The 21,612-nt window shown below is 57.8% G+C and carries 18 protein-coding genes; 13 read left to right on the top strand and 5 right to left on the bottom strand.

The window, feature by feature from the left end; all coding sequences use genetic code 11:
- Window positions 1-26: 26 nt before the first annotated feature.
- The 4 genes from QWJ10_RS07680 (at window position 27) to QWJ10_RS07695 (ending at window position 7,036) form a co-directional block, all read left to right on the top strand.
- A complete protein-coding gene (locus QWJ10_RS07680; RefSeq protein WP_289925260.1) occupies window positions 27-1,034 on the top strand; it encodes an SDR family oxidoreductase in 1,008 nt (335 codons plus the stop codon).
- Between the two features lie 437 nt (window positions 1,035-1,471).
- Window positions 1,472-2,893: a sugar porter family MFS transporter gene (locus tag QWJ10_RS07685; protein WP_289925263.1), complete on the top strand. Its 1,422-nt coding sequence runs from the start codon at window positions 1,472-1,474 to the stop codon at window positions 2,891-2,893.
- Window positions 2,894-3,013: 120 nt separating this feature from the next.
- Window positions 3,014-4,294 (top strand): hypothetical protein, encoded by a 1,281-nt coding sequence (locus QWJ10_RS07690; protein ID WP_289925265.1) that lies wholly within the window; start codon window positions 3,014-3,016, stop codon window positions 4,292-4,294.
- Window positions 4,295-4,804: 510 nt separating this feature from the next.
- The gene (locus tag QWJ10_RS07695; RefSeq protein WP_289925267.1) at window positions 4,805-7,036 is read left to right on the top strand and encodes a PAS domain-containing sensor histidine kinase; all 2,232 of its coding nucleotides are present in this window, start codon (window positions 4,805-4,807) and stop codon (window positions 7,034-7,036) included.
- A gap of 113 nt (window positions 7,037-7,149) precedes the next feature.
- On the opposite strand, the gene QWJ10_RS07700 is transcribed toward QWJ10_RS07695, so the two are convergent.
- The 3 genes from QWJ10_RS07700 to QWJ10_RS07710 all read right to left on the bottom strand — a co-directional run bounded on the left by QWJ10_RS07700 (window position 7,150) and on the right by QWJ10_RS07710 (window position 10,905).
- Entirely contained in the window at window positions 7,150-7,623 is a 474-nt protein-coding gene (locus tag QWJ10_RS07700; RefSeq protein WP_289925269.1) for a GNAT family N-acetyltransferase, read from the bottom strand.
- A 61-nt stretch (window positions 7,624-7,684) separates the two neighbouring features.
- Window positions 7,685-9,169, bottom strand: coding sequence for a chemotaxis protein CheW (locus QWJ10_RS07705; protein ID WP_289925273.1), 1,485 nt, complete (start codon window positions 9,167-9,169; stop codon window positions 7,685-7,687).
- An 8-nt stretch (window positions 9,170-9,177) separates the two neighbouring features.
- The gene (locus QWJ10_RS07710) at window positions 9,178-10,905 is read right to left on the bottom strand and encodes a PAS domain-containing protein (protein WP_122041045.1); all 1,728 of its coding nucleotides are present in this window, start codon (window positions 10,903-10,905) and stop codon (window positions 9,178-9,180) included.
- Window positions 10,906-11,813: 908 nt separating this feature from the next.
- Here QWJ10_RS07710 and oxlT point away from each other — a divergent pair.
- Both oxlT and QWJ10_RS07720 read left to right on the top strand, forming a co-directional pair.
- Complete coding sequence (gene oxlT / locus QWJ10_RS07715) at window positions 11,814-13,097, top strand: oxalate/formate MFS antiporter (RefSeq protein ID WP_074821412.1); 1,284 nt, start codon at window positions 11,814-11,816, stop codon at window positions 13,095-13,097.
- An 85-nt stretch (window positions 13,098-13,182) separates the two neighbouring features.
- A complete protein-coding gene (locus tag QWJ10_RS07720; RefSeq protein WP_289925278.1) occupies window positions 13,183-14,772 on the top strand; it encodes a gamma-glutamyltransferase family protein in 1,590 nt (529 codons plus the stop codon).
- Window positions 14,773-14,813: 41 nt separating this feature from the next.
- Here the strand turns inward: QWJ10_RS07720 and QWJ10_RS07725 are convergent, their stop codons facing one another.
- Both QWJ10_RS07725 and QWJ10_RS07730 read right to left on the bottom strand, forming a co-directional pair.
- On the bottom strand, window positions 14,814-15,731 hold the full coding sequence (locus tag QWJ10_RS07725) for a substrate-binding domain-containing protein (protein WP_122041048.1): 918 nt from the start codon (window positions 15,729-15,731) through the stop codon (window positions 14,814-14,816).
- 7 nt (window positions 15,732-15,738) lie between these two features.
- Complete coding sequence (locus QWJ10_RS07730) at window positions 15,739-17,724, bottom strand: methyl-accepting chemotaxis protein (RefSeq protein ID WP_289925282.1); 1,986 nt, start codon at window positions 17,722-17,724, stop codon at window positions 15,739-15,741.
- Window positions 17,725-18,124: 400 nt separating this feature from the next.
- Between QWJ10_RS07730 and QWJ10_RS07735 the strand changes: the two genes are divergently transcribed.
- The 7 genes from QWJ10_RS07735 to QWJ10_RS07765 all read left to right on the top strand — a co-directional run bounded on the left by QWJ10_RS07735 (window position 18,125) and on the right by QWJ10_RS07765 (window position 21,577).
- Window positions 18,125-18,742, top strand: a complete 618-nt coding sequence (locus QWJ10_RS07735; RefSeq protein WP_125888166.1) for a glutathione S-transferase — start codon at window positions 18,125-18,127, stop codon at window positions 18,740-18,742.
- Window positions 18,743-18,771: 29 nt separating this feature from the next.
- Complete coding sequence (locus QWJ10_RS07740; RefSeq protein WP_125888165.1) at window positions 18,772-19,008, top strand: hypothetical protein; 237 nt, start codon at window positions 18,772-18,774, stop codon at window positions 19,006-19,008.
- Window positions 19,009-19,026: 18 nt separating this feature from the next.
- Window positions 19,027-19,338, top strand: coding sequence for a cupin (locus tag QWJ10_RS07745; protein WP_197872971.1), 312 nt, complete (start codon window positions 19,027-19,029; stop codon window positions 19,336-19,338).
- Between the two features lie 10 nt (window positions 19,339-19,348).
- Window positions 19,349-19,852, top strand: coding sequence for a GNAT family N-acetyltransferase (locus QWJ10_RS07750; RefSeq protein ID WP_289925283.1), 504 nt, complete (start codon window positions 19,349-19,351; stop codon window positions 19,850-19,852).
- Between the two features lie 78 nt (window positions 19,853-19,930).
- On the top strand, window positions 19,931-20,488 hold the full coding sequence (rimJ, locus tag QWJ10_RS07755) for a ribosomal protein S5-alanine N-acetyltransferase (RefSeq protein ID WP_010796603.1): 558 nt from the start codon (window positions 19,931-19,933) through the stop codon (window positions 20,486-20,488).
- Window positions 20,489-20,513: 25 nt separating this feature from the next.
- Window positions 20,514-21,083 (top strand): GNAT family N-acetyltransferase, encoded by a 570-nt coding sequence (locus tag QWJ10_RS07760; protein ID WP_289925288.1) that lies wholly within the window; start codon window positions 20,514-20,516, stop codon window positions 21,081-21,083.
- 11 nt (window positions 21,084-21,094) lie between these two features.
- Window positions 21,095-21,577 carry an AAA family ATPase gene (locus QWJ10_RS07765; protein ID WP_289925291.1) on the top strand — a complete coding sequence of 161 codons (483 nt, stop codon included), beginning with the start codon at window positions 21,095-21,097 and terminating at the stop codon, window positions 21,575-21,577.
- Window positions 21,578-21,612 lie beyond the last annotated feature (35 nt).

The following is a 21,612-nucleotide window of genomic DNA, read 5'->3' on the forward strand; positions in this document are numbered from 1 at the left end:
CTTATTCCCATTCTCAGGAGCCAGCCATGAATCCGAACGACCTCTCCACGTCTCGCCGTAAACTCATGCAGGGTGCGGCTGTCACGATTGCCGCCGCCGCAGCGGCCCCCGCCTTTGCTCAGACGGCCAATGGCAAGGTTGCAGCCGACCCGGCCCCGTTGAGCGATCCCAAGAGCGGCCATCCCCGCCCTCCGTTTCAGGAGCAAACCCAACCCTGGCCAGGGCTGGCCAGCAAGATGACGCCTCGGCCAGATCACGGTGAAGAAAGCTACAAAGGCAATAACCGCCTCGCCGGCCGCAAGGCCCTGATCACCGGGGGCGATTCGGGTATCGGCCGTGCCGCAGCCATCGCTTTTGCCCGCGAAGGCGCGGATGTAGCCATCAACTACCTGCCGGATGAGGAGCCTGACGCAAAGGAAGTGGTTCAGCTGATCCAGCAGGCCGGCCGCAAGGCGGTAGCCATTCCCGGTGACATTCGCGACGAAGCATTCTGCCGCGAGCTGGTGGACCGCGCCGTAAAGGAGCTGGGTGGACTGGATATCCTGGTCAACAATGCTGCGCGCCAGCAGAGCCACGATTCGATTCTTGACCTGAGCAATGAGCAGTTCGACTGGACGCTCAAGACCAATCTGTACGCCATGTTCTGGATCACCAAGGCTGCCATTCCGCATCTGCCGGAAGGCGCTTCGATCATCAACACATCATCGGTCAATGCCTACGATCCTTCGGCCAATCTGGTCGATTATGCGTTGACCAAGGCCGGCATTGCCAATTTCAGCAAGGGGCTGGCCAAACAACTGGCGGACAAGGGTATTCGCGTCAACGCCGTAGCGCCCGGCCCGTTCTGGACACCGTTACAGGTCTGCGGAGGCCAGACGATGGAAAAGCTCAAGAGCTTTGGGGGCGACACCCCGCTCAAGCGCCCCGGCCAGCCTGTGGAAATCGCACCGCTTTACGTGCAGTTGGCTTCCACCGAGGCCAGCTATGTCACCGGACAAGTCTTTGGCGCCTCCGGCGGAAATGGTCAGCCTTAACTGAGTCAAGCCAGCCAGGCGGTTTTGCCGCCTGGCTAACCTGCCTAGTCCGATACCGACTCGGTATCAAGTAATTGCCTCTTTTCGACGATGTTTACCCTACCGGCTATTGATTTCCTCAGGCCGTGTTCTGGCAGCCATCACTGACGCCCACCGCCTGGGAACTTGTCAGCCTTTCACCCAGGATTCTGTGATGCAGATACTCCTCAGTAGCTTTTTTTGAAACCACTCTCCAAGCACGCCAGTCTATCCCTATGAGCCCCATACGCTCGATAACGTGAGCTCAGTAAGGCATTAGCAATGTCACATGGGCAGTCAGTTTCTCTGTCTCAGCATGTGTTCTTACCGAGCCCACCCAGTATCAAGGCACCTTGGACTGCCTCGTGATTAACCAAGGATTGGATGAGCGTCACGGCTTAACGTGTAAAGAGAATCCTATGATAAAAGACTCATCCCCCCTCGCCTCGCCTGCAAGTGCAGCGCCTTCCACAACAGACGCACCCACGAACCACAAGCGCAAGATGCAGATCATCACCACGATCTCAACCTTTGGCGGCTTGCTGTTTGGGTATGACACCGGCGTCATCAATGGCGCGCTTCCCTTCATCAAGGAAGACTTTGGCCTTACGCCTTTTTCTGAGAGTCTGGTGGCGTCTTCCCTAGTCTTTGGCGGTGCCATCGGTGCCGCTATCAGCGGTCGCCTCTCCGACGCTCGTGGCCGACGCAAGATCATCCTCTTGCTGTCGATCATTTTCATCCTTGGCACATTGGGCAGCACCCTTGCGCCCAACGCCGAGATCATGGTGCTGGCCCGCTTCATCCTGGGGCTTGCCGTTGGTGGTGCCTCGGTCACCGTTCCGGTCTACCTGGCGGAGATGTCGCCTGCGCACAAGCGCGGGCAGATGGTGACGCGCAATGAATTGATGATCGTGTCGGGCCAGTTACTGGCCTTTACCTGCAACGCTGCGATTGCCCACTTCTTCGAGGGCAGCCATATCTGGCGCTGGATGCTGGTCATTGCCACGCTTCCAGCCGTGGTGCTCTGGCTGGGCATGCTGGTCATGCCGGAGAGTCCCCGTTGGCTCGCGTCCAAAGGCCGCTTCGGCGAGATGCTGCGTACGCTTAAAGAAGTTCGCGCCGAGCATCAGGCCCACAAGGAGGCCAAGGAAGTACGCCAAGCCGCGCAGGAGGACTCCAAGGCCAAAGAAGGTAGCTGGGAGGACCTTAAAACGCCCTGGATTCGCAAGATCTTTCTGATTGGTATAGGTATCGCCGTCGTGCAGCAGATCACCGGCGTCAACTCGATCATGTATTACGGCACCCAGATCCTGAAGGAGTCCGGCTTTGATACGCAGGCGGCGCTCACAGCCAACATCGCCAACGGTGTGATCTCCGTACTGGCTACCTTTCTAGGCATCTGGCTACTGGGTCGGGTCGGTCGTCGGCCGATGCTGATCACCGGCCTGATCGGCACGACTACGTGCCTGCTGTTGATTGGTCTGGTTTCGATGAACATGGCGCCAGGCACGGAGCGCGCGTTTATTATCCTGGGCCTTACGGTCAGCTTTCTGGCCTTCCAGCAAGGGGCCATTTCACCAGTGACCTGGTTGATGCTGTCTGAGATCTTTCCCATGCGTATCCGGGGCCTGGCCCTAGGCTTTACCGGCGGCGTGCTATGGCTGACCACATTCCTGGTAGGCTTTTTCTTCCTGCAGTTGGTGGCGTGGTTCAGTATCTCCACGACGTTCTTCATGTTCTTCGCGTTCGGCCTGCTAGCCATTGCGTTCGTGGTCCGTTATTTACCCGAGACCCGGAACAAGACGCTGGAAGCCATTGAGGAGGAGTTCAAGAAGGCCTGATACGAAAGGCTCGCAGGGGCCTATATGGCCCCTTTTATTGACGGTCGGTCCGGGATATTCCCTTGCCCTCTCCGGCTCCAATAAAAGACGATGTTGACGGGTAGTCACCGGGACAGGCGAATGAGTGCACACGTGTTGCAGGACGAGCTGTTTTCCACTTTCGACCCCAGGGAGCGACTCGATAACCAGCGGAGCCGCCTCGACGAGGCATTGGCCACGCTGGATGAACACCGCCTGCTCAACACGGCGCCAAATTCGCTGATCGACTACTTCATCGCGGCCTATCGGATAGAGCCGCCAGCGCTGCGCCGCCATGAGTGGCAGGCTGAAACCGATGACCATGCGGATTTCGAGGGCAATGCAGCCAGCCATCGACTCGATATCGACATACCCTTCGATGGCGACGCGGAGTGGTTTGGCGCACAGGCCGGTCCCTGGACGGGTACGTCAGGTGCCGTACGGATCAGCGGGCAATCCCTGGTTCTGACCTTCGAGATCAAGCGCGGCGCGGAGCAGGCGGCACGCGCGCTGATCGACCGTGAAGTCAACGAGATCGAAAAAGCGCTCGCCTGGATTCGACAGGAGGTGAATGCCTACAACGACAGCCTGCAGCTAACGGTTGAAACCACTATACAGACACGTCGCCAGCAGATACTGGCGCATCAGGAGCTTATCGCCTCGCTGGGCATACCGCTGCGCAAGCACTCCGACTCGTCTGTAGACAGACTAATAACGCCAGTGCCAAAGACCTTACCTGCATTTCCGCCCATGTCGAACGAGGCTGAGCTGCCTGAACTTACGCTCACGCCTGACCATATCGGGCAGATAATAGATACCCTAAGCGGGGCGATTAGGCTGCTCAGCCATAGCCCCTCGCTGTATGCCTCAATAAATGAGGAGCGGCTGCGGGATTATGTACTCGTACCGCTCAATGGGCAGTTCGAATATGCCGACGGCAACAACCAAGACATCTTTGAAACACTCGGTCACAGCACTATTGGGCTGCGCTCCGGAGTACGGTTTGCTTTGCTTGTTCAACTCCTCTTTTGGACAAATGCCAAGGCATTTACACAGGTAGCGGAACAGGTACTGAACCATCCGCTGTGCCGTGGCGCCAGCATTATGCTGCTGGTTTTCAGCCGTACCCGTACCATTAGCCGCCCCTTGAATGACATTCGCTCAGCGATGAGTGCACATCCGCTGTGCATAAGCGCAGCGAACGAGCAGCCTGAAGACAGCTGCTCGTTCACACTACAACGGCCTGGCGCACCAGATCATTCTGTACATCTCTGTGTAAGGATCTTCAAGGCACCCAAAGCGAAGCCCGGGCCTGCCAGAGCCAAGCGAACTACACACAAAAACACCACAATCAGCCAAACCCAGGCACGGTTTGATTTCTAGGGATTGCGTCCAGGTTGTATAGCGGGATAGCGCAATTGCTGCTCTGTTGTATTGACACTACGGCCTATCGACAGGAGAAAGCGAATTACCCCAACTACAAAGGCGAGAGAGGCCTAGCGGACAGGCTCATCCCAAGTAAAAAACACGCATTAGCGGCTTCTGGTAAAAGGTCTATGTGTAGCAGGCTGTCAGGCAGGTCGCTTTGTAATCAGAAGGTTTCCGTTTCAGCGGTTTCTTGTTGACCCTGCTTAATATCCTGTCAAGCTGCCGCGCCTGTCTTGATCATCCTTGGCTTGATCAAGCGCTTCCTGCGCTTTATCCGAGGCTTACTGCCTAGGGGTGTCCAGGCGCTGATCACAATGATGACTTTAACCACACTTGTAGATTTTCATTGAATTGCTGTCTAGTTAAATAGCGGCTGCTTCAGCACCAGTTACAAAATGCTTTGTACCATTGTAGTGCCGCGGCTCAGGCCCTAGAGACAACAAGACAATAAGGACTCCGTCAGGAATGACAGACTCGATAGCAGATTCCTCCTTATTCTCTCTGGCCTTCCTGGCCGGTGGCGGCGAAATGGGTCGCCAGATGCGTGACCATAACTGGTCCGCCTCGCCTCTTGGACTGCCGCAGCAATGGTCCCAGTCCTTACGGACCGCGGTAAGCATCATGCTAAATTCGGGACATCCCATGTTTCTTACCTGGGGACCCGAGCAGATTTTTTTGTTTAACGATGCCTACCGTCCTGTTTTAGGTGCCAAGGTCACTTGGGCAATGGGAGAGCGATTCGAAAAGGTCTGGGCCGATATCTGGCACATCCTGAGCCCTGCCGCTGAGCGTGCCCTGGCGGGCGAGGCAACCTGGTTCGAGAATCAGAAGCTAGTGATGCAGCGGAATGGTTACGCTGAAGAAACGTATTTCAATTACTCCTATAGTCCCATCCGAGATGAGACCGGCGCGGTCGCAGGCATGTTTTGCGCGTGTACCGAGACCACAGAAACTGTGTTTACGACACAGCAGCTGCGAGAAGCCGAACAGGCGCTCAGAGAGGCAAATAAGGCATTACAGATCGAGAGGGAAGCTGTCAGGGCGGCGAATCGCCGCCTCATGGCCGAGACAGAATTCCTGCGCCAACTATTTGAGCAGGCGCCTGGTTTTATCTTTGTAATGCGCGGGCCCGATCACGTCTTCGAACTGGCTAACGCGGCCTTCCAAAAACTGATCGGACATCGGGATCTTCATCAGAAACCGGCGCGTCAGGTCTTACCCGATATTGAAGGTCAGGGCTTTTTCGAGCTTCTGGATGAGGTTTACCGGACAGGTGAAGCGTTCGTAGGCAAGGAGCGGCCTGTCCAACTGAAACGCAAGCCAGACAGCCCCAGCGAAGAGCGCTTTGTCGACTTCGTTTACCAGCCGCTCATCGATGCCGAAAACAATGTAATCGGCGTGTTTTGTGAGGGCTCCGACGTCACGGAACGCGTACTGGCGGAAAAGGCGTTGCGTCAGCTGACCGAAACGCTTGAGGAACAGGTCCAGACCCGTACGCGAGAGCTTCAGCAGGCAGAGGAAGCCTTGCGTCAGGCGCAGAAAATGGAAGCCGTAGGTCGGCTGACCGGGGGCATCGCCCATGACTTTAACAACTTGCTGATGGGTATCAAGGGAGCACTAGGGCTTATCGAAAAGCGCATCGCTGCCGGCAGGACCGGTGAGGTAGACCGCTTTATTACGCTAGCCATGAGTTCAACTGACCGTGCGGCTGCACTGACACACCGGCTATTGGCTTTTTCGCGTCGCCAGCCGCTGGCGCCTAAAGCCGTACGGGTCAATCATCTAGTGGCCTCTATGGAAGACTTGCTACGCCGCACGCTAGGAGAAAGCGTTTCGCTTGATCTGCGGCTGATGCCGGATCTATGGCCCATCTTGTGTGATACCAATCAACTGGAAAGCGCCATCCTCAACCTGGCAATCAATGCACGTGATGCCATGCCTGATGGTGGTCGTTTAATTTTGGAAACCGATACCGCACAGGTTGAGAGTGATCAGGCACAAGCCCTTAACGTACAACCGGGCGAGTACGTGTACGTGCGGGTCATCGACAGCGGCGTTGGCATGCCTGCCGAGGTGATCACCCATGCCTTCGAGCCCTTCTTTACGACCAAGCCGCTCGGCCAGGGCACCGGGCTGGGCCTGTCGATGGTGTATGGCTTTGTCCGCCAGTCTGGCGGCTATGTAACGATCGACAGCCAGGTCGGTGTAGGCACCCAGATCGCCCTGGCGTTTCCTCGCTGTCAGAAAGAGTTTGATCTCGATGATCACGTACCTGCCAAGCTCTCGAATATTCCTCTCGTTGAGTCAGACAAGGTTGTACTCGTGGTCGAGGATGAAAGTAACGTGCGTCTGCTGGTCGTCGAGACATTACGCGAATTGGGATATCGCACCCTGGAAGCCACCGATGGCGGCGCAGGCCTTATCATCCTGCAATCCAGCACGCCCGTTGACTTGCTAGTTACTGACATCGGCCTGCCTGTCATTAATGGCCGCTTAATGGCCGAAGCTGCTCGGGAAGTCCGTCCTGATCTTCCTGTTCTCTATATGACTGGCTATGCCGAAACGGCTGCAGCCGAAGGCTTACTTCAGCCAGGCATGGAGCTCATCACCAAACCGTTCGATATGGAAGAGTTTGCTACACGCATTCATGAGATGAGCAAAGGAGCCATCAAAGCCTCTAGAACCCTGGGCCAATAGCCATCGGCGTCTAGAAAGATTTAGACGTACTGCCGACAACCCGCTATCCGTCAGGCCGCGGGCTGGGGCTGTCTTCGAAAAGAGGAAACGAACCAGTCCTTTAGCAAGGTGATTTAAAGACTTACTGGAGTGCCTTTGTGACGACGCATCCCGATATGTGGGATGTCATCTTCAAGGTAGATGTCTGTAACCGGCTCGAAGCCGTAGCGGCCGTAGTAATCCTGCAGGTGCGCCTGGGCAGATAAATAGATGGGAAGACCGGCCCAATGCGCCTCGCAAAAGGTCAGGCCCTGCTTCATCAACTCATGCCCCAGCCCGCGACCCCGTGCGGCGGGCGCGGTTACGACGCGGCCAATCACTACCTGCCCGTCATGCAGTACCGGATCCAGTACTCGCAGATAAGCCACCAGCGTATCGCCTTCCCAGCCCATGAGGTGATAGGTATTGCCGGTCAGGTCCTGGCCGTCCACCTCTTGATAAGGACACTTCTGCTCTACCACGAAGACCTCGGTACGTAGCGCAAGAATGGCATACAGGGTCTGAACGGTGAGATCGGTTTGCGGTGTGGCGATCCAGCGGATGGACATGGGCTACTCCCGGACAAGGTAATCGCCGCATTGTCGATCACCTTGTTCTCAGGCACCAGTCCTATGCCGGCAGCATTTCCTGGCTAGCTAAATCTGCCTCCAGTTCGCGTGCCACAGCCTTCAGGTCCAGCAATGTAGCGCGCCAGCGATTGAGGCCGGAGCCGATGCTTACCAGCGTTCGCGCCCGCTGCCCAACGGAGAGGGAATCACCCGTCGGGGTTTGCCAACCCTTTTCGAGCATGCCGGGATCGAAATCGTTGAACGTCTCGATCGCATCGATCTGGCAGACCGCAAAGCCAAAGGTCATTGCCTCGCCAGTCACCAAAAGAATACGTGAGCTTTCGGTTGCCTCGCGCGGCGACGAATTGATCAGGCTGCTCAGGCAGATCAGCGAGACCTGTTGCCCCCGGACGTTGATCATCCCAATCAGATGTCCCTGAGCTTGCTTGAGACGCATGAACTGCGTGGGGATATGAAGAATCTCATCCACCTGATGCAGCGGCGATGCAAACTGGATACCGGCCTCGTATACCAGACAAGCCTGCCGGGATCGCGCCTTGGGCACGATACTGGAGGCCTCGCTGCTGCGGCCCTTGGCGTTTTCAAAGATCTTGGAGAACGCCTGGATATCTTTGCGACGCAGCAGCGCCGTATGGTTGAGCAGCAATGCATCATGGCCATCTTCGCCGCTCATGACCCCGGAAAACATGGCGGGGTGCTGCAGGCCGAAACGCGGCATAGGCACAAGATCGTCCGGGTTGCGCCGCATCATGGCTAGGAGTTCGGTAAAGGCAAAACCAAAAGCATGGCCGTTGGCTGTCATGACCAGCAGCTGTTTTTTGGTCTCGCCGGGGACCTCTTCAAGCCCTAGGATACGGGAAAGATTGAGCACTGGAATCGGGGTGCCCCGCAGCTCCGTGACACCCAGGCAATACTCGCTCTGAAAGAACGTGGTATCGATCCGGGGATGTTCGACCAGCTCACTGACTGCCGTAGCCTCCAGGCAGAACCTACGGCCATCACAGCCCAGCAGTATGTAATGCTTGAGCTTGAAGCGAGCCGTACGGCCGCGCTCACGCAACTCCTGTGCATGATCGAAGGCCATGAACAACTCCGGCAGCGATGCCAGCGCCTCGATATCAAGCAGGTAGATGATGCGCTCGCCCTGGCTGCCGCCCATGAAAAGGCGCGGCAACAAACCCTGTCCACGCTTGTGGGTGCCCAGTTCGCTGAGTTGCCTTTCATCGATGTGGATGACATCCGCCACGGCGTCAATCCCAATCCCGAAACGTCCTTCCTGATAATGCAGGAGTGCCACTTCGCTGGGCATTCCGTCCTCCCCAGCCGGTGTGAGCCCGAGCAGCACGTGTAGGTCCACCAGCGGGACCGCGCGGCCCCGCAGGCTGAACACACCGCACATGTAAGGCGCTACCGGCGGACGTGGCTGTACCTGGTCAGGCCAGCGCACCACTTGTTGCAGGGCCGATGCCGGAATGGCGATCTCGATGCCACCGACACGGACTACTCCGTATGCGCTGCCAGTCATGATGGCGGTCATCCACGCTGTCCAACACCGGACGTGACGTTATTGAGGTCACGAATCAGCTCGTTCACTTCACCTGCCGTCGTCAGCTGGTCGCCCGTCGAGGCGTTGATGGCATCGATGGAGCGCGTGGTACGCACTACACCCTTGGCGATACGCTCGAAGGCTTCGCCTACGCTTCGGGAGATTTCATTACCCACCGTGATGCGCTTGGAGGACTCCTGAATCAGCTTGTTGATCTCCTTGGTCGCCTGGGACGATTTCTCGGCCAGCTTGCGCACCTCGTCCGCCACGACCGAAAAGCCCAGGCCATGTTCGCCCGCCCGCGCCGCCTCGATGGCTGCGTTGAAGGCCAGCATGTTCGTCTGGCTGGCGATGTCGCTGATCACCTGAATGATGTCCTGGATGTCCTCAGCAGACTTGGCAATAACGGCCATGGCTTCAACGGAGCGCTTGAGCGTCTCGGCGCCTTGGGCGGCCTCTTCCTGCGTCATGCGCGCCAGCCCGTTTGCCTCACCAGTGCTCTGGGCAATGTGGTTGATCGATTGCGTCAGGTTTTGCACGGAGCTGCTCATGGCTTGCGTCTTGGCCTTGACCAACTGCTCCATTTCGACCTGCTGGGTAATGTCCGTCGCGAACTTGATGACCTTGTATGGCTGGCCGTCGGCATTAAAGATCGGGTTATAGGTCGCCTGGATCCAGATCTTCTGTCCGAACTTGCCCAGGCGCATATAACGGTCGCTGAAGAACTGCCCCTGCCCCAGACGCTGCCAGAAGTCCCGATACGCGGTTGAAGTGACGTAATGCTCCTCACAGAACATGCGGTGGTGCTTGCCGACGATCTCTTCCAGGCGATAGCCCAGGGTCGACAGGAAGTTCTGGTTGGCATGGAGAATGTTGCCCAGCAGATCGAACTCGATGACCGCCTGGCTACGATCAATAGCTGCAATCTTGCCTTCATACTCGGCACTCTTGATCTGCAAGGCCGTGATATCGGTAGCGAACTTCACGATCTTGTAAGGCTTGCCCTCGGCGTCCAGGATCGGGTTATAGGTCGCTTGAATCCAGATTTCACGCCCTTCCTTACTGATGCGCTTGTAGACACCTGTGTCGAACTTACCACGGCCAAGCTTTTCCCAAAGCAGATGGTACGCAGTGGAGTTGGCATGTTCTTCGTCACAGAACATGCGGTGATGCTTGCCCTTGATCTCTTCCAGGCTATAGCCCAGCACAGACAGGAAATTATCGTTGGCCCGCAGCACATGGCCGGTCAGGTCGAACTCGATAACCGCCTGGGCGCGTTCGATAGCATTGACCTTGCCCTGGTGGTCGGTGCTGCGTAATACAGCCTCGGTCACATCGGACGCGAACTTGACCACCTTGTACGGTTTGCCATCGGCATTGAAAATCGGGTTGTAGGTCGCCTGGATCCAAACCTCCCGGCCGCCCTTGCCCAGGCGCTTGTACTGCCCTGCATCGAACTCGCCGCGGCCAAGCTTTTCCCAGAACTGGCGATAGGACATGCTGCTGGCGTATTCGGCATCGCAGAAGATCCGGTGATGCTGCCCGGCAATCTCCTCAAGCCGATACCCAAGGGCGTCGAGGAAATTCTGGTTGGCGCGCAGGATGGTGCCGTCAAGGTTGAACTCAATGACGGCTTGGGAGCGATCAATCGCTGACCAGAGTGAATTGAACTCCGCCGCCTGGGCGTCAGCGTTGAAGTCTTGGGGGGCATTCATTGGTGTTCTCCGGTAGCGGTTGGTGAGCAAAAACCGCCCTATGGTTTTTGCGATAACAATGCTATCGGCTGAGCAGAAGCCAGCTTGATACAACCGCCCGTTATTTTGTCGCCTTGGCGCGACTCTTCGTCTTGCTGCCCATACGAGCGCTCTGAATAACGCGTGGAAAAAGCCCGTACTTTGTTCAGCCAAGCGGCTAGACAACCCCTTTACTCAAGAGTCCGCTCTGCCTTCACAGGGGATTTTCTTTTGGATTGTTATACGTGTAGCCGATTGCGCATCGGTAACTGATGGCAAGGCCCACGCAGACGTTTTCTGCCAGTGCCCTTGTCATTCGGACAGGTAGTGGCATTGGCGACCACTCAGGCCAGACCCAAGCCCTATGATGGCTATGCCCCGCCCAGCCAGTGGCTTGTGCTCGCCCGTTGAACGCCGGGGCAAAACGCCGTTGGCAGGGCGGTTATATGCGTCTGGAAAACATCAAGCCGCAAGATGTCCGTTTCACGCTATACATTGGCTTTTTAGCGCTATCCCGAAAAGCATAATCGGGTTAAGTTCTAACCTGTGATATTTAATATGCATGCATTAAATATTTATTTGAATATATTATTCAACCAATGCTTAACTTATCCTGAAGCAGAGCAAATCTACCTTAAACACTTATCAAGTCTGCATCCCATTGATTTCGAATAAAAAAGCCCGCCCTTAAAGCGGGCTTTTTTATTTCACACACATATTAAATAGCTTCAAAAAAGTGCCAAGCGCACCAAGTTAGAGCAGCAAATTATACTTATGGATGAACATATCCTTATATTTTAACGCCAACGCCTTAAAACATAAGGAATATATAAAGCTGGCATATCCATTGCTCTCGTATTCATATCGTTATATAGCCCTCGGAAACTTCCATGAATACGAAGATATTGGTAGATAGTCGCGCGCCAGGCAGCGCTCTGGGCACTCGCTGGTTTCAACTGGCCGCAGGCGTTGTCTGCATGATGGCCATTTCAAGCCCGCAATATGTCTGGACATTGTTTACGGCGCCATTGACCCAAAAGCTGGGTGTCTCACTGGCTCAGATCCAGATTACCTTTTCCATTCTGATCGTCCTGCAAACGTTTTTCTCGCCGGTACAAGGTTTTCTGATCGACCGTTTCGGCTTACGCAAACTGATCGCCTTTGGCTGTGCGCTCACAGGGCTGTCCTGGATTCTGGCAAGTCAGGCCAACTCACTCGCCATGATCTACCTGACCTACGGCCTGATGGGGGGCTTGGGAACCGGCATCGTGTATGTGGGCATCGTTGGCTTGATGGTTCGCTGGTTTCCTGATCACCGGGGGCTGGCAGCCGGTGCGGTTGCCGCAGGTTACGGCATGGGGGCGATGATCACGACCTTTCCCATCAGCAATAGCCTCGCAGCGGCTGGCATGGAAAATACCCTGGTCACCTTTGGTCTGATCCTGGGGATTGTCGGCCTGCTCGCCGCACAGTTCCTGCGCCAACCGCCAGCCGAGTTGGCAGAGCGGATTGCCGACACCAGCCCTGCCTCCAGCACCGCACCGGACGTTGCACCCAAGGCTATGCTCAAGACGCCGCTGTTCTGGCTCATGTTTGCCATGTTCGCGATGATGTCGACCTCGGGCCTCATGGTAACGTCGCAGATGGCCAGCTTTGCCAAGGATTTTGGCATGACCGGTGTCATGGTCTTTGGCATGGCTGCACTGCCGCTCGCAATGACCATTGACCGTGTCTGCAATGGCCTGACCCGCCCACTGTTTGGCTGGATCTCGGACCGATATGGCCGTGAGAACACCATGGCTTTCGCCTTTTTCGCAGAAGGCATTGCCATGACCCTGTGGCTACTGACCAGCGATAACCCTGTGCTGTTCGTATTACTGTCCGGTGTAGTCTTCCTGGGCTGGGGCGAAATCTTCTCCCTGTTTCCCTCCACCCTGACCGACACCTTTGGCACCCGCAACGCCACGACCAATTACGGTTTCCTGTACATGGCTCAAGGGATCGGCTCCATCTTTGGTGGCCCGATGGCCGCCCTGCTCCACCAGTCCACAGACAGCTGGATGCCGGTGTTCGCCGTGGCCATCAGCTTTGACCTCATTACAGCGGCTCTGGCCCTGTTCGTGCTCAAACGCATGCGCCGTCAATGGCTCGCCAAGAACTCCAGCGTCGCTTAACTGAAGTGGCTGGGAGGCTCCAGATAAGCGGAGTCTCCCCCTCTGCTCTCCCGGCGGGACCCTTTGTTCGTCAAGGAAAAGAAGAATGCTTAATACCACTGTTGCTGCCCGCGGAATCGCCGTCGCTCCTCACAGTCTTGCTGCTCAATCGGCCCTGGCCGTGCTGCGTGAAGGTGGCAATGCCATCGAGGCCATGGTCGCCGCGGCGGCCAGCATTGCCGTTGTCTATCCCCATATGAACAGCCTGGGTGGGGATGGCTTCTGGCTGATCGTTCCGCCTGAAGGTGATCCGGTTGCCATTGATGCCAGCGGCCCGGCAGGCAGCCACGCCACCCTCGAGCATTACGCGGGTATGGATCGTATTCCAACACGCGGCCCGAAAGCCGCGCTTACCGTTGCGGGCACAGTTGGTGGCTGGCAGGAGGCGTTGGCGGTTTCCGGGGAGCTGGGCGGTAAGATGCCATTACCACGCCTTCTGGCTGATGCCATCCATTACGCCGCAGAAGGTATTCCGGTCACGCTGTCCCAGCATCTTGCCACCTCCAGCAAGCGGCACGAGTTGGAGTCTGTTCCCGGCTTTGCCGAAACCTTTCTGGAAAATGGCGAGGCACCCGTAGCCGGAAGCCTATTCAGACAACCACGACTGGCCGCCACCCTGCATCAGCTGGCGGAAGAAGGGCTGGATACCTTCTACCGTGGCGCCCTGGCAGCCAGTATCGCCCATGATCTGGAGGCGCTGGGCTCTCCTGTTTCACGCAATGATCTGGCCGCCTACTACGCCCGCCGGGTAAAGCCACTGGCGCTTCAGCATAGCGCCGGGATGGTCTACAACCTGACACCTCCATCCCAGGGTCTGGTTTCCCAGCTCATTCTTGGCATTGCCGATCACGCCGGGCTGGACAGCTGCACGGCCGACAGCGCCGAGCACATTCATACGCTGGTCGAGGCGACCAAGCTGGCCTTCCGGGTACGCGATGAGCACATTACCGATCCCGAGCACATGACCATTGACCCACAGGCGTGCCTCACCTCGGATTATCTTGAAGAACTGGCCAGGGCCATCGACCCGGAAAAAGCGGCGCCCTGGGGCGAAGGCAAAGGGCCGGGCGATACCATCTGGATGGGGGTGATCGATGGGAACGGGCTGGCCGTTTCGTTTATCCAAAGCATCTACCATGAGTTCGGTAGCGGTGTGGTCTTGCCAGCCAGTGGCCTCAACTGGCAGAACCGGGGCGCATCGTTCAGTCTGGACCCCAACCATCTGCTGGCCCTCATGCCTGGCAAGAAGCCCTTTCACACCCTCAACCCCGCCGCGGCACGGCTCAAGGATGGAAGGGCCCTGGTGTACGGCACCATGGGTGGCGATGGCCAGCCGCAAACCCAGGCAGCGGTTTTCAGCCGCTACGCCATCTTCAATCAGCCGCTCCAGCAGGCAGTCACTGCGCCCCGCTGGCTGCTGGGTCGGACCTGGGGCGAAAGCACCGATACGCTCAAGCTCGAGTCCCGCTTTACGGCAGACGTGTTTGACGCACTACGTGCGCGCGGTCATGACGTGGAAAGCCTGCCCCCCTTCAGCGAGACCATGGGCCATGCCGGTGCGGCCGTACGCCATCCGAGCGGCGTATTCGAGGGCGCGTTTGATCCCCGTAGCAACGGCGCGGCAGCAGGGTACTGATATCAAAAGACCGGGCCTGGCCCGGTCTTTTTTCGTCTGTGTTACTGGAACTGACTGCGGTTTTCCGGTGTGATCAGCTTGAAAGGCACCCAGTTCACAGGCTCGACCCGCTCACCCCGGATCATGTGCAACGCAACCTCTACGGCACCGTTGGCCTGCCCTGCCGCATCCTGAAGTACGCTGACGGTCAGCTTGCCCTGATCCATCATCTTGAGTGCATCCGGTGTGCCGTCGATACCGCCGATCAGGTAGTCCTTGGGATTCTTGCCTGCCTTCTCCAGCCCCATCACCGCACCGATGGCCATCTCATCGTTATTTGCGGCGATGATGTCAAAGCTGACGCCCTGCTTGAGCCAGTCCATGACAGTGCTCGCCGCCTCGCTACGCTGCCAGTGGGCAATGGTCTTCTGTACGATCTTCATGTTCGGATATTTGGCCACAACGTTTTCTACGTCTTCGGTACGAATTTTCGAAGCCTTGTTGCCTGGATCGCCAACCAGAATAACGACGTTGCCCTTGTAGTTGGCCCGGCGCGCCAGCTCTTCCATCTGCAAGGTGCCTGACTCGATCTCATTCGAACCGACGAACGCAGTCTGCGGCGCCCAGGCGGCTGGCTCGGGATTACGGTTGATGAAAACCAGCGGGATCTTCGCCTCGTTGGCGAGCCGGGTCATTTCCGGTGCGGTCTTCATGTCCACCGCGGTCACGATGATGGCATCCACCTTGGAAGCGATCAGGTTGCGAATCTGGCGCATCTGCAAGGTGCCGTTGTCCTGTGCATCTTCCATGAAGACATCGGCCTCCAGACTGCTGGCGTGGCGCTGTACGTTATTGCGCAGCAGGACCTGGAAGTTGTCGTTGTTCTTGGCGACACCCACGCCGATTAGGGGCGTGGCGGCCTGGGCCAGACTGCTCAGGAGCAGGCCGGCACCGAGTAGAGAGGTCATCCAGTGTTTCATGTTCGCCTCACACGCTGAAATGATGTAGTAGCCGACGCTGCACCTGAGCCATCTCAGACAGGTCCTGGCTGCTTTGTGCGGTACGCTCGGCACCCTCGGCGGCCAGCTGGGCCGCATCGTTGATGTACGTGACCATGCGGCTGGTTTCCTGCACGGTCGCGCTCTGCTCTTCAGTGGCCGCCGCGATCTGGATGTTCATGTCACGGATGCTGTTCACCGCGCTGCTCATGGAGCCCAGCAGCTCATCTGCGCCGGAGGCCAGGCGAACACAGTCGTTGGACTGGGTCTGGCTCTCATTCATGACCTTCACGACCGAGTGGATCTTGCCCTGCATCTGCTCAATCATCTTCTGAATCTCGCTGGTGGAGGTCTGTGTACGACTCGCCAGCGAGCGCACCTCGTCCGCCACCACGGCAAAACCCCGGCCCTGCTCACCGGCCCGCGCCGCCTCAATGGCCGCGTTGAGGGCCAGAAGGTTGGTCTGCTCGGCGATGGTGCGAATCGCATCCACAATGCCATCGATCTGCTTGCCGTAGCCCTGAAGCTCGTCGGTTTCCAGCGAGGCCTTGTTGATCTGATTGGCCTGCAGGCGAATGCTGCTGATGGTTTCGGCGACGCGCTCCTGCACCTTGCTGGTCAGCTCGTGGGTATCGTCCACTGCCTGACGGGTGTCGTTCGCCCGTCTGGCGACTTCATGCACGGTACTTTCCATCTCGGTCATGGCCGAGGCGGCAGAGTTGAGGCGGTCGCGCTGCTCATCCACGGCACGTGTGGTGCGCTCGCTGATCTCGGCATTACTGTCCGCCGTCTGCGCCAGACTATCGGCCGAGCGGGTCAGCTCACGCAGCGTGTCCTGCAGGGAGGCGGTCAGCTCGTTCAGGTAGCCGCCCAGCTCGCCAAACTCATCCTTGCGGGAAACATCGAAGCGCACGCGCATGTCACCGCTCGTGACCTGCTTGAGCACCTCGCGGAAGGTTGCCAGCGGACGCCGAATGCTATGGGATACCCAACCACCGATCAGGACGGCAGCCAGAACAGCCAGGACGCAAGCGACCAGCAACAGGCTGCGGCTGGTGGAAATGGTCGAATCGGCACCGGCCTTGGCACTGTTGGCCACGGCAACGGCCTGACTGCCAAACTCAGCGATCTTGCCCAGCACGGCTTGCAGATTGCCGTCTACAGCCTGACGCTGGGCTGCAACCTGCCCTGCCAGCGCTGCGTCCTGCTGGTAGATGTAGAAAAGGCCATCGTTAGCGGTCAGATCCCTTAACAGATGGTTCACCATCACCGTCACAATCCGGCCAGTCCGACCATCCTGCGCGACAAACGCCTTGAGTCGATCACGGATGACCTCATCCTGAAGCGTCAAGCCGCGCTTGAGCTTGTCGATGTCGGGAACGACGGCATGCCCGGCAAAATGATCGTAGACCTTGCCCACTTCCAACAGCAGGCTCTCAGCCGCCGCTGCGCTGTCAGCAGAGCCATTGGCGCGCTGCCGAGCCATATAGTCCCGCAGCATGTTGGACAGCCGCGTGCCTTCCTGGGTCGCAAAGCCTTGCAGCGTACGCGCCTGAATGTTTTCCGCGACCTGGTGGCCGTGCAACTTCATCAGCGTGGCAGCCTGCTCGGCATAGGCTGTACTCAGCTCACGCTGCTGAGTCAGGTTTTCCTTGAGCTCGGGACGATCACCAATATAACGCGCCGTGGTTCCCAGGAGCTCATTGAAACGTCCCAGGCTCTCATCGAAGGGCTTCTTGCCTTCGGCAATCTGTTGGCCGTCACGGCTGATAAGAACGGCCAGTACAGCCTGATTGGCGCGCAGGATATGCACGTTGAGCTCACTGGCCGCCTGACTGAGCGGCGCCGATTGCCCGGTAATGATGGAAAGCCGGTCACTGATGGAGTGCGTGCTCTGGTAGCTGATGCCCACAATGGAGAGCAGCAGTACTAACAGCAGCGCAAAACCACCAATCACACGTTGGAGGATGGTCATGATAGTAACCCGTACGTTTATCGTTATTCAGGGGTTAACAACACTGCGCGAGACGCCAGAATCGAAGGCATTCCGGCTTTTCACTTCCAGGCTATCGGCTTGGCACTCTGCGGACTGAAGCGGCTGAGGATCATTTTCAGCGCTTTTTGGAGGGATTGGAGATCAATGGCAGCCGTTGGCCAGCAGGCAACCGCAGGCTAGAGCGGATACACTTCCGGTGGACCAGTAAGTTCTGGCGACGAACGGTCATGCCTGTTCTGAACGCCTGTCCCAGCGCACAGTGCGGTCTCCATGCGTCAGGGGCCTGTACCTGATATCCAAGGCACGAGCACAACGCGTGCAGTCCGCCTCGGCAGCCGTTATAAGGAAAGGGATTTGCCTCTACCTCACAGGAGCCACCATGCAACTGATCGGAATGTTCGACTCGCCCTACGTCCGTCGCGTAGCCGTCTCGCTGAACCTGCTGGACCAGCCCTTCGAGCACAACCCCCTTTCGGTCTTCAGCGCCTTCGAGGAGTTCCGGTCAATCAACCCGGTCGTGAAGGCACCGTCACTGGTGTGCGATGACGGCACGGTGCTGATGGACTCGACATTGATCCTGGATTACGTGGAGGCGCTGGCGGCCGAGTCGGGACGCACCCTCATGCCACACGATCTGGCCGAGCGTCAGCATGCGCTGCGCATCATCGGGCTCGCCCTGACCGCCTGTGAGAAAACCGTCCAGATCGTCTACGAGCGCAAGCTGCGCCCGGCTGACAAGGTGCATGAACCCTGGATTGACCGCGTAACCGGGCAGTTGCTGGCTGCCTACGGTACGCTGGAAGCCGAAGTGGCGAACCGCCCGCTCAAGGCAAGCGCAGACGACATCAATCAGGCTGGCATCACCACGGCTGTAGCGTGGCGCTTTACCCAGCACATGACGCCCAACGCCGTTATTGCCGACAGCTTTCCACACCTGCGCGAGCTGTCGGCGCAGGCGGAAACGCTCGACGCGTTCAAGGCAACGGTCTTTGTGTAGGACTACTGAGTGATGGAGGCAGGCGAACCATGGATGGACTTCTGAGTGTCATTGGCAACTTCATTTTGGAGTTCGTTTTCGGCATCCTTTTCGCGGCCATTCTGTTCTGGATCGGCTGGCCCATCGTCAAGGTTCTGACCTTGGGTCGCTATCCTCATGGCCAGAAATGTCTGGACGAGACGATGCAAGCCAACTGCGTTCGAGCCACTGCTATCGCTGCGCTGGCCGTGTCACTTATGGCCGCGTTGGGCCAATTCCACCCCTGAGCCGCATACAAGGTCTACATGAACATCATCCGCAGCAAGCACTTTACCGCCAGCCGAGCCTGGGGAGCGCTCGACATTGCCAACATGGGCGGAATCACTACCCGTCTGCACTGGACGGATCAGCCCTACAAATGGCATGTCAACGATGGCGAGGAGGTCTTTGCTGTTCTCGACGGCGTTGTCGACATGCATTACCGCGAAGCCGGAGAGGAGAAATCCGTACGCCTGGAAACAGGAGATGTGTTCTTTGCCGGAATCGGCTGCGAGCATGTCGCACACCCTCAAGGCGAGGCGCGCATTCTGGTGGTGGAGCGCGAGGGCAGCGTCTGAAAGGACTCGTATGCTGATACGCCAGACGGAGCTTGCCGACCTTGATGGCTTTTACAGCCTCTTCGCCTCCGTCTGCGCGGAGGGGCTGTACGCTCACCGGCAACTGCCGCCTGCCCGGGAGCGTATTCTGAAAAGCCTGATGCAGGCTCTGGCGCATGGCTGGCCCAATCAGGTAATCGAGCATGAGGGCCAGATTATCGGCTCGGGAGAAGTCTTTCCGGCCAGTGTTTGTGGTCAGAAGGACCGGGATGATTCAGTGGGTTTTCTGGGCATGCAGATTCACAAAGCCTTTCGTAACCAGGGGTTTGGCACACGCCTGCTGGGCACACTTATCGAAAGCAGCCGGGCATTCGGCTTTATCGCGCTTGAGCTGGATGTCTACACATCCAATCGGCGGGCCATTCATATATACGCAGCGCACGGGTTCAAGTGGCAACACGACCTGCCCGGTCGCGTCATGCCTGATGGACGGGAAGATCAGCCACAGCGTATGCGACTTGAGCTTGCCTGGTGAGGTTTATCTGCCAAAACGCTACAAAACCGGGTGATGTTCCGGTTATAACGCTCAGGCGCTTATAAGAGATAAAAGTCCATGAGCATCCTGACGTTAGAGGCAGAGCGGGTCCGACTGATCATCCCCACCGAGCGTGATGTCGTGCGGCGACGGCGGTTCGAGCTTGAAAACCGCGAGCACCTGCGCATCTGGGAGCCCTTGCGGGAGGAAACCTTCTACACACCCGAGACGGTTCGCCAGCGAATTCGCCTGAACCTGCAGGATTTCATGGCCGGTGCCTCCTGCTGTTTCAGCATTGTCGACAAGCGCACCGAGGCGATCATCGGCTGCTGCAACTTTTCCAATATCATCCGGGGCTCGTTTTTGGCCTGCCACCTGGGTTATTCCATCGCTGAAAGCCATCAGGGCAAGGGGTTCATGTTCGAAGCGGCCAGGACCGGCATCGATTACATGTTCACCCAGCGCAGACTGCATCGCATCATGGCCAACTACATTCCCCATAACGAGCGCAGCGCGCGGCTGCTCAAGCGTCTGGGTTTCGAGCGTGAGGGGTACGCACGGGCCTATCTCAAGATCAATGGCGTCTGGGAGGATCACGTCCTCAACGCCTTGATCAACCCGGCCAGCAGCGTCTAAACCATTACATACCCCAAGGACTGCGATGACTCCTCCCTTGCTACGCACCATTCCTGAACAGTTTGAAACCGAACGTCTGCTGCTACGGGTTCCCCGTGCCGGTGATGGTGCCATGGTCTACGCAGCCGTGGTGGAGTCGCTTGCCTCGCTGCGCCGCTTTCCGGCCTCGCTGCCGTGGGTGATGACAGAGCCATCAGTCGATACGTCCGAAGCCTACTGCCGCCTTGCGGCATCGAGCTTTATCGTACGCAAGGATCTGCCGTTTCTGTTGATCGACAAAACCACCGGTATGCTGGTGGGCTGCGCCAGCTTTCACCATATCGACTGGAACGTACCCAGCATGGAGATCGGTTATTGGTGCCGGGACAGCCAGTGCCGACAGGGCTACATCACCGAAGCGGTCAGCGCCATGACGCACCTGGCGTTCACTGACCTCAAGGCCGAGCGCATCCAGATCCTGACGGATGAGGAAAACCTTGCCTCCTGCCGGGTCTGCGAACGGGCAGGCTTCAGCCTTGAAGGGACACTGCACCATGAGCGCAAAGCACCGGACGGCACGCTACGCAACACCCGCGTATATGCCCGGATCGCCTGAACTGTGATGCCATGGAGCTGATCGTATTCATAGGCATCCAGGCCGCGGGCAAGTCGACGTTTTACCAACGCTGCTTTTTCGACACGCATGTCCGTATCAACCGGGACATGCTGCGCACCCGCCACCGAGAGCGGCTCCTGCTGACGGCCTGCCTGGAAGGCAAACAGAAGGTGGTTATCGATAACACCAATCCCACTGCTGCAGAGCGGGCACGCTACATCGAGCCCGCTCGGGCGGCCGGCTTTACTGTGATCGGCTATTTTTTCGAGCCGGACCCGCGCGGCTGCGAGGCGCGAAATCGGGCACGCGCCCGCCAGGTGCCGCCAGCGGGACTCTTCGGAACCCTTAAACGGTTGGAGCGCCCACGCTTCGAGGAAGGGTTCGATGAGATCCATCGCGTTGTGTTACAGCCGGATGGCCGCTTTCTGGTTTCACGGTATCAGCCGCCAGACAGGGCTGATCTAGCGCCAACATCCTCTGTGCCGGACGCTTGAGCACTCTGGCCCAGCCTGTCTGTTTTGAAACGGCA

The organism is Pseudomonas sp. WAC2, from assembly GCF_030403525.1.
Classification (GTDB): Bacteria; Pseudomonadota; Gammaproteobacteria; order Pseudomonadales; family Pseudomonadaceae; genus Chryseomonas; species Chryseomonas luteola.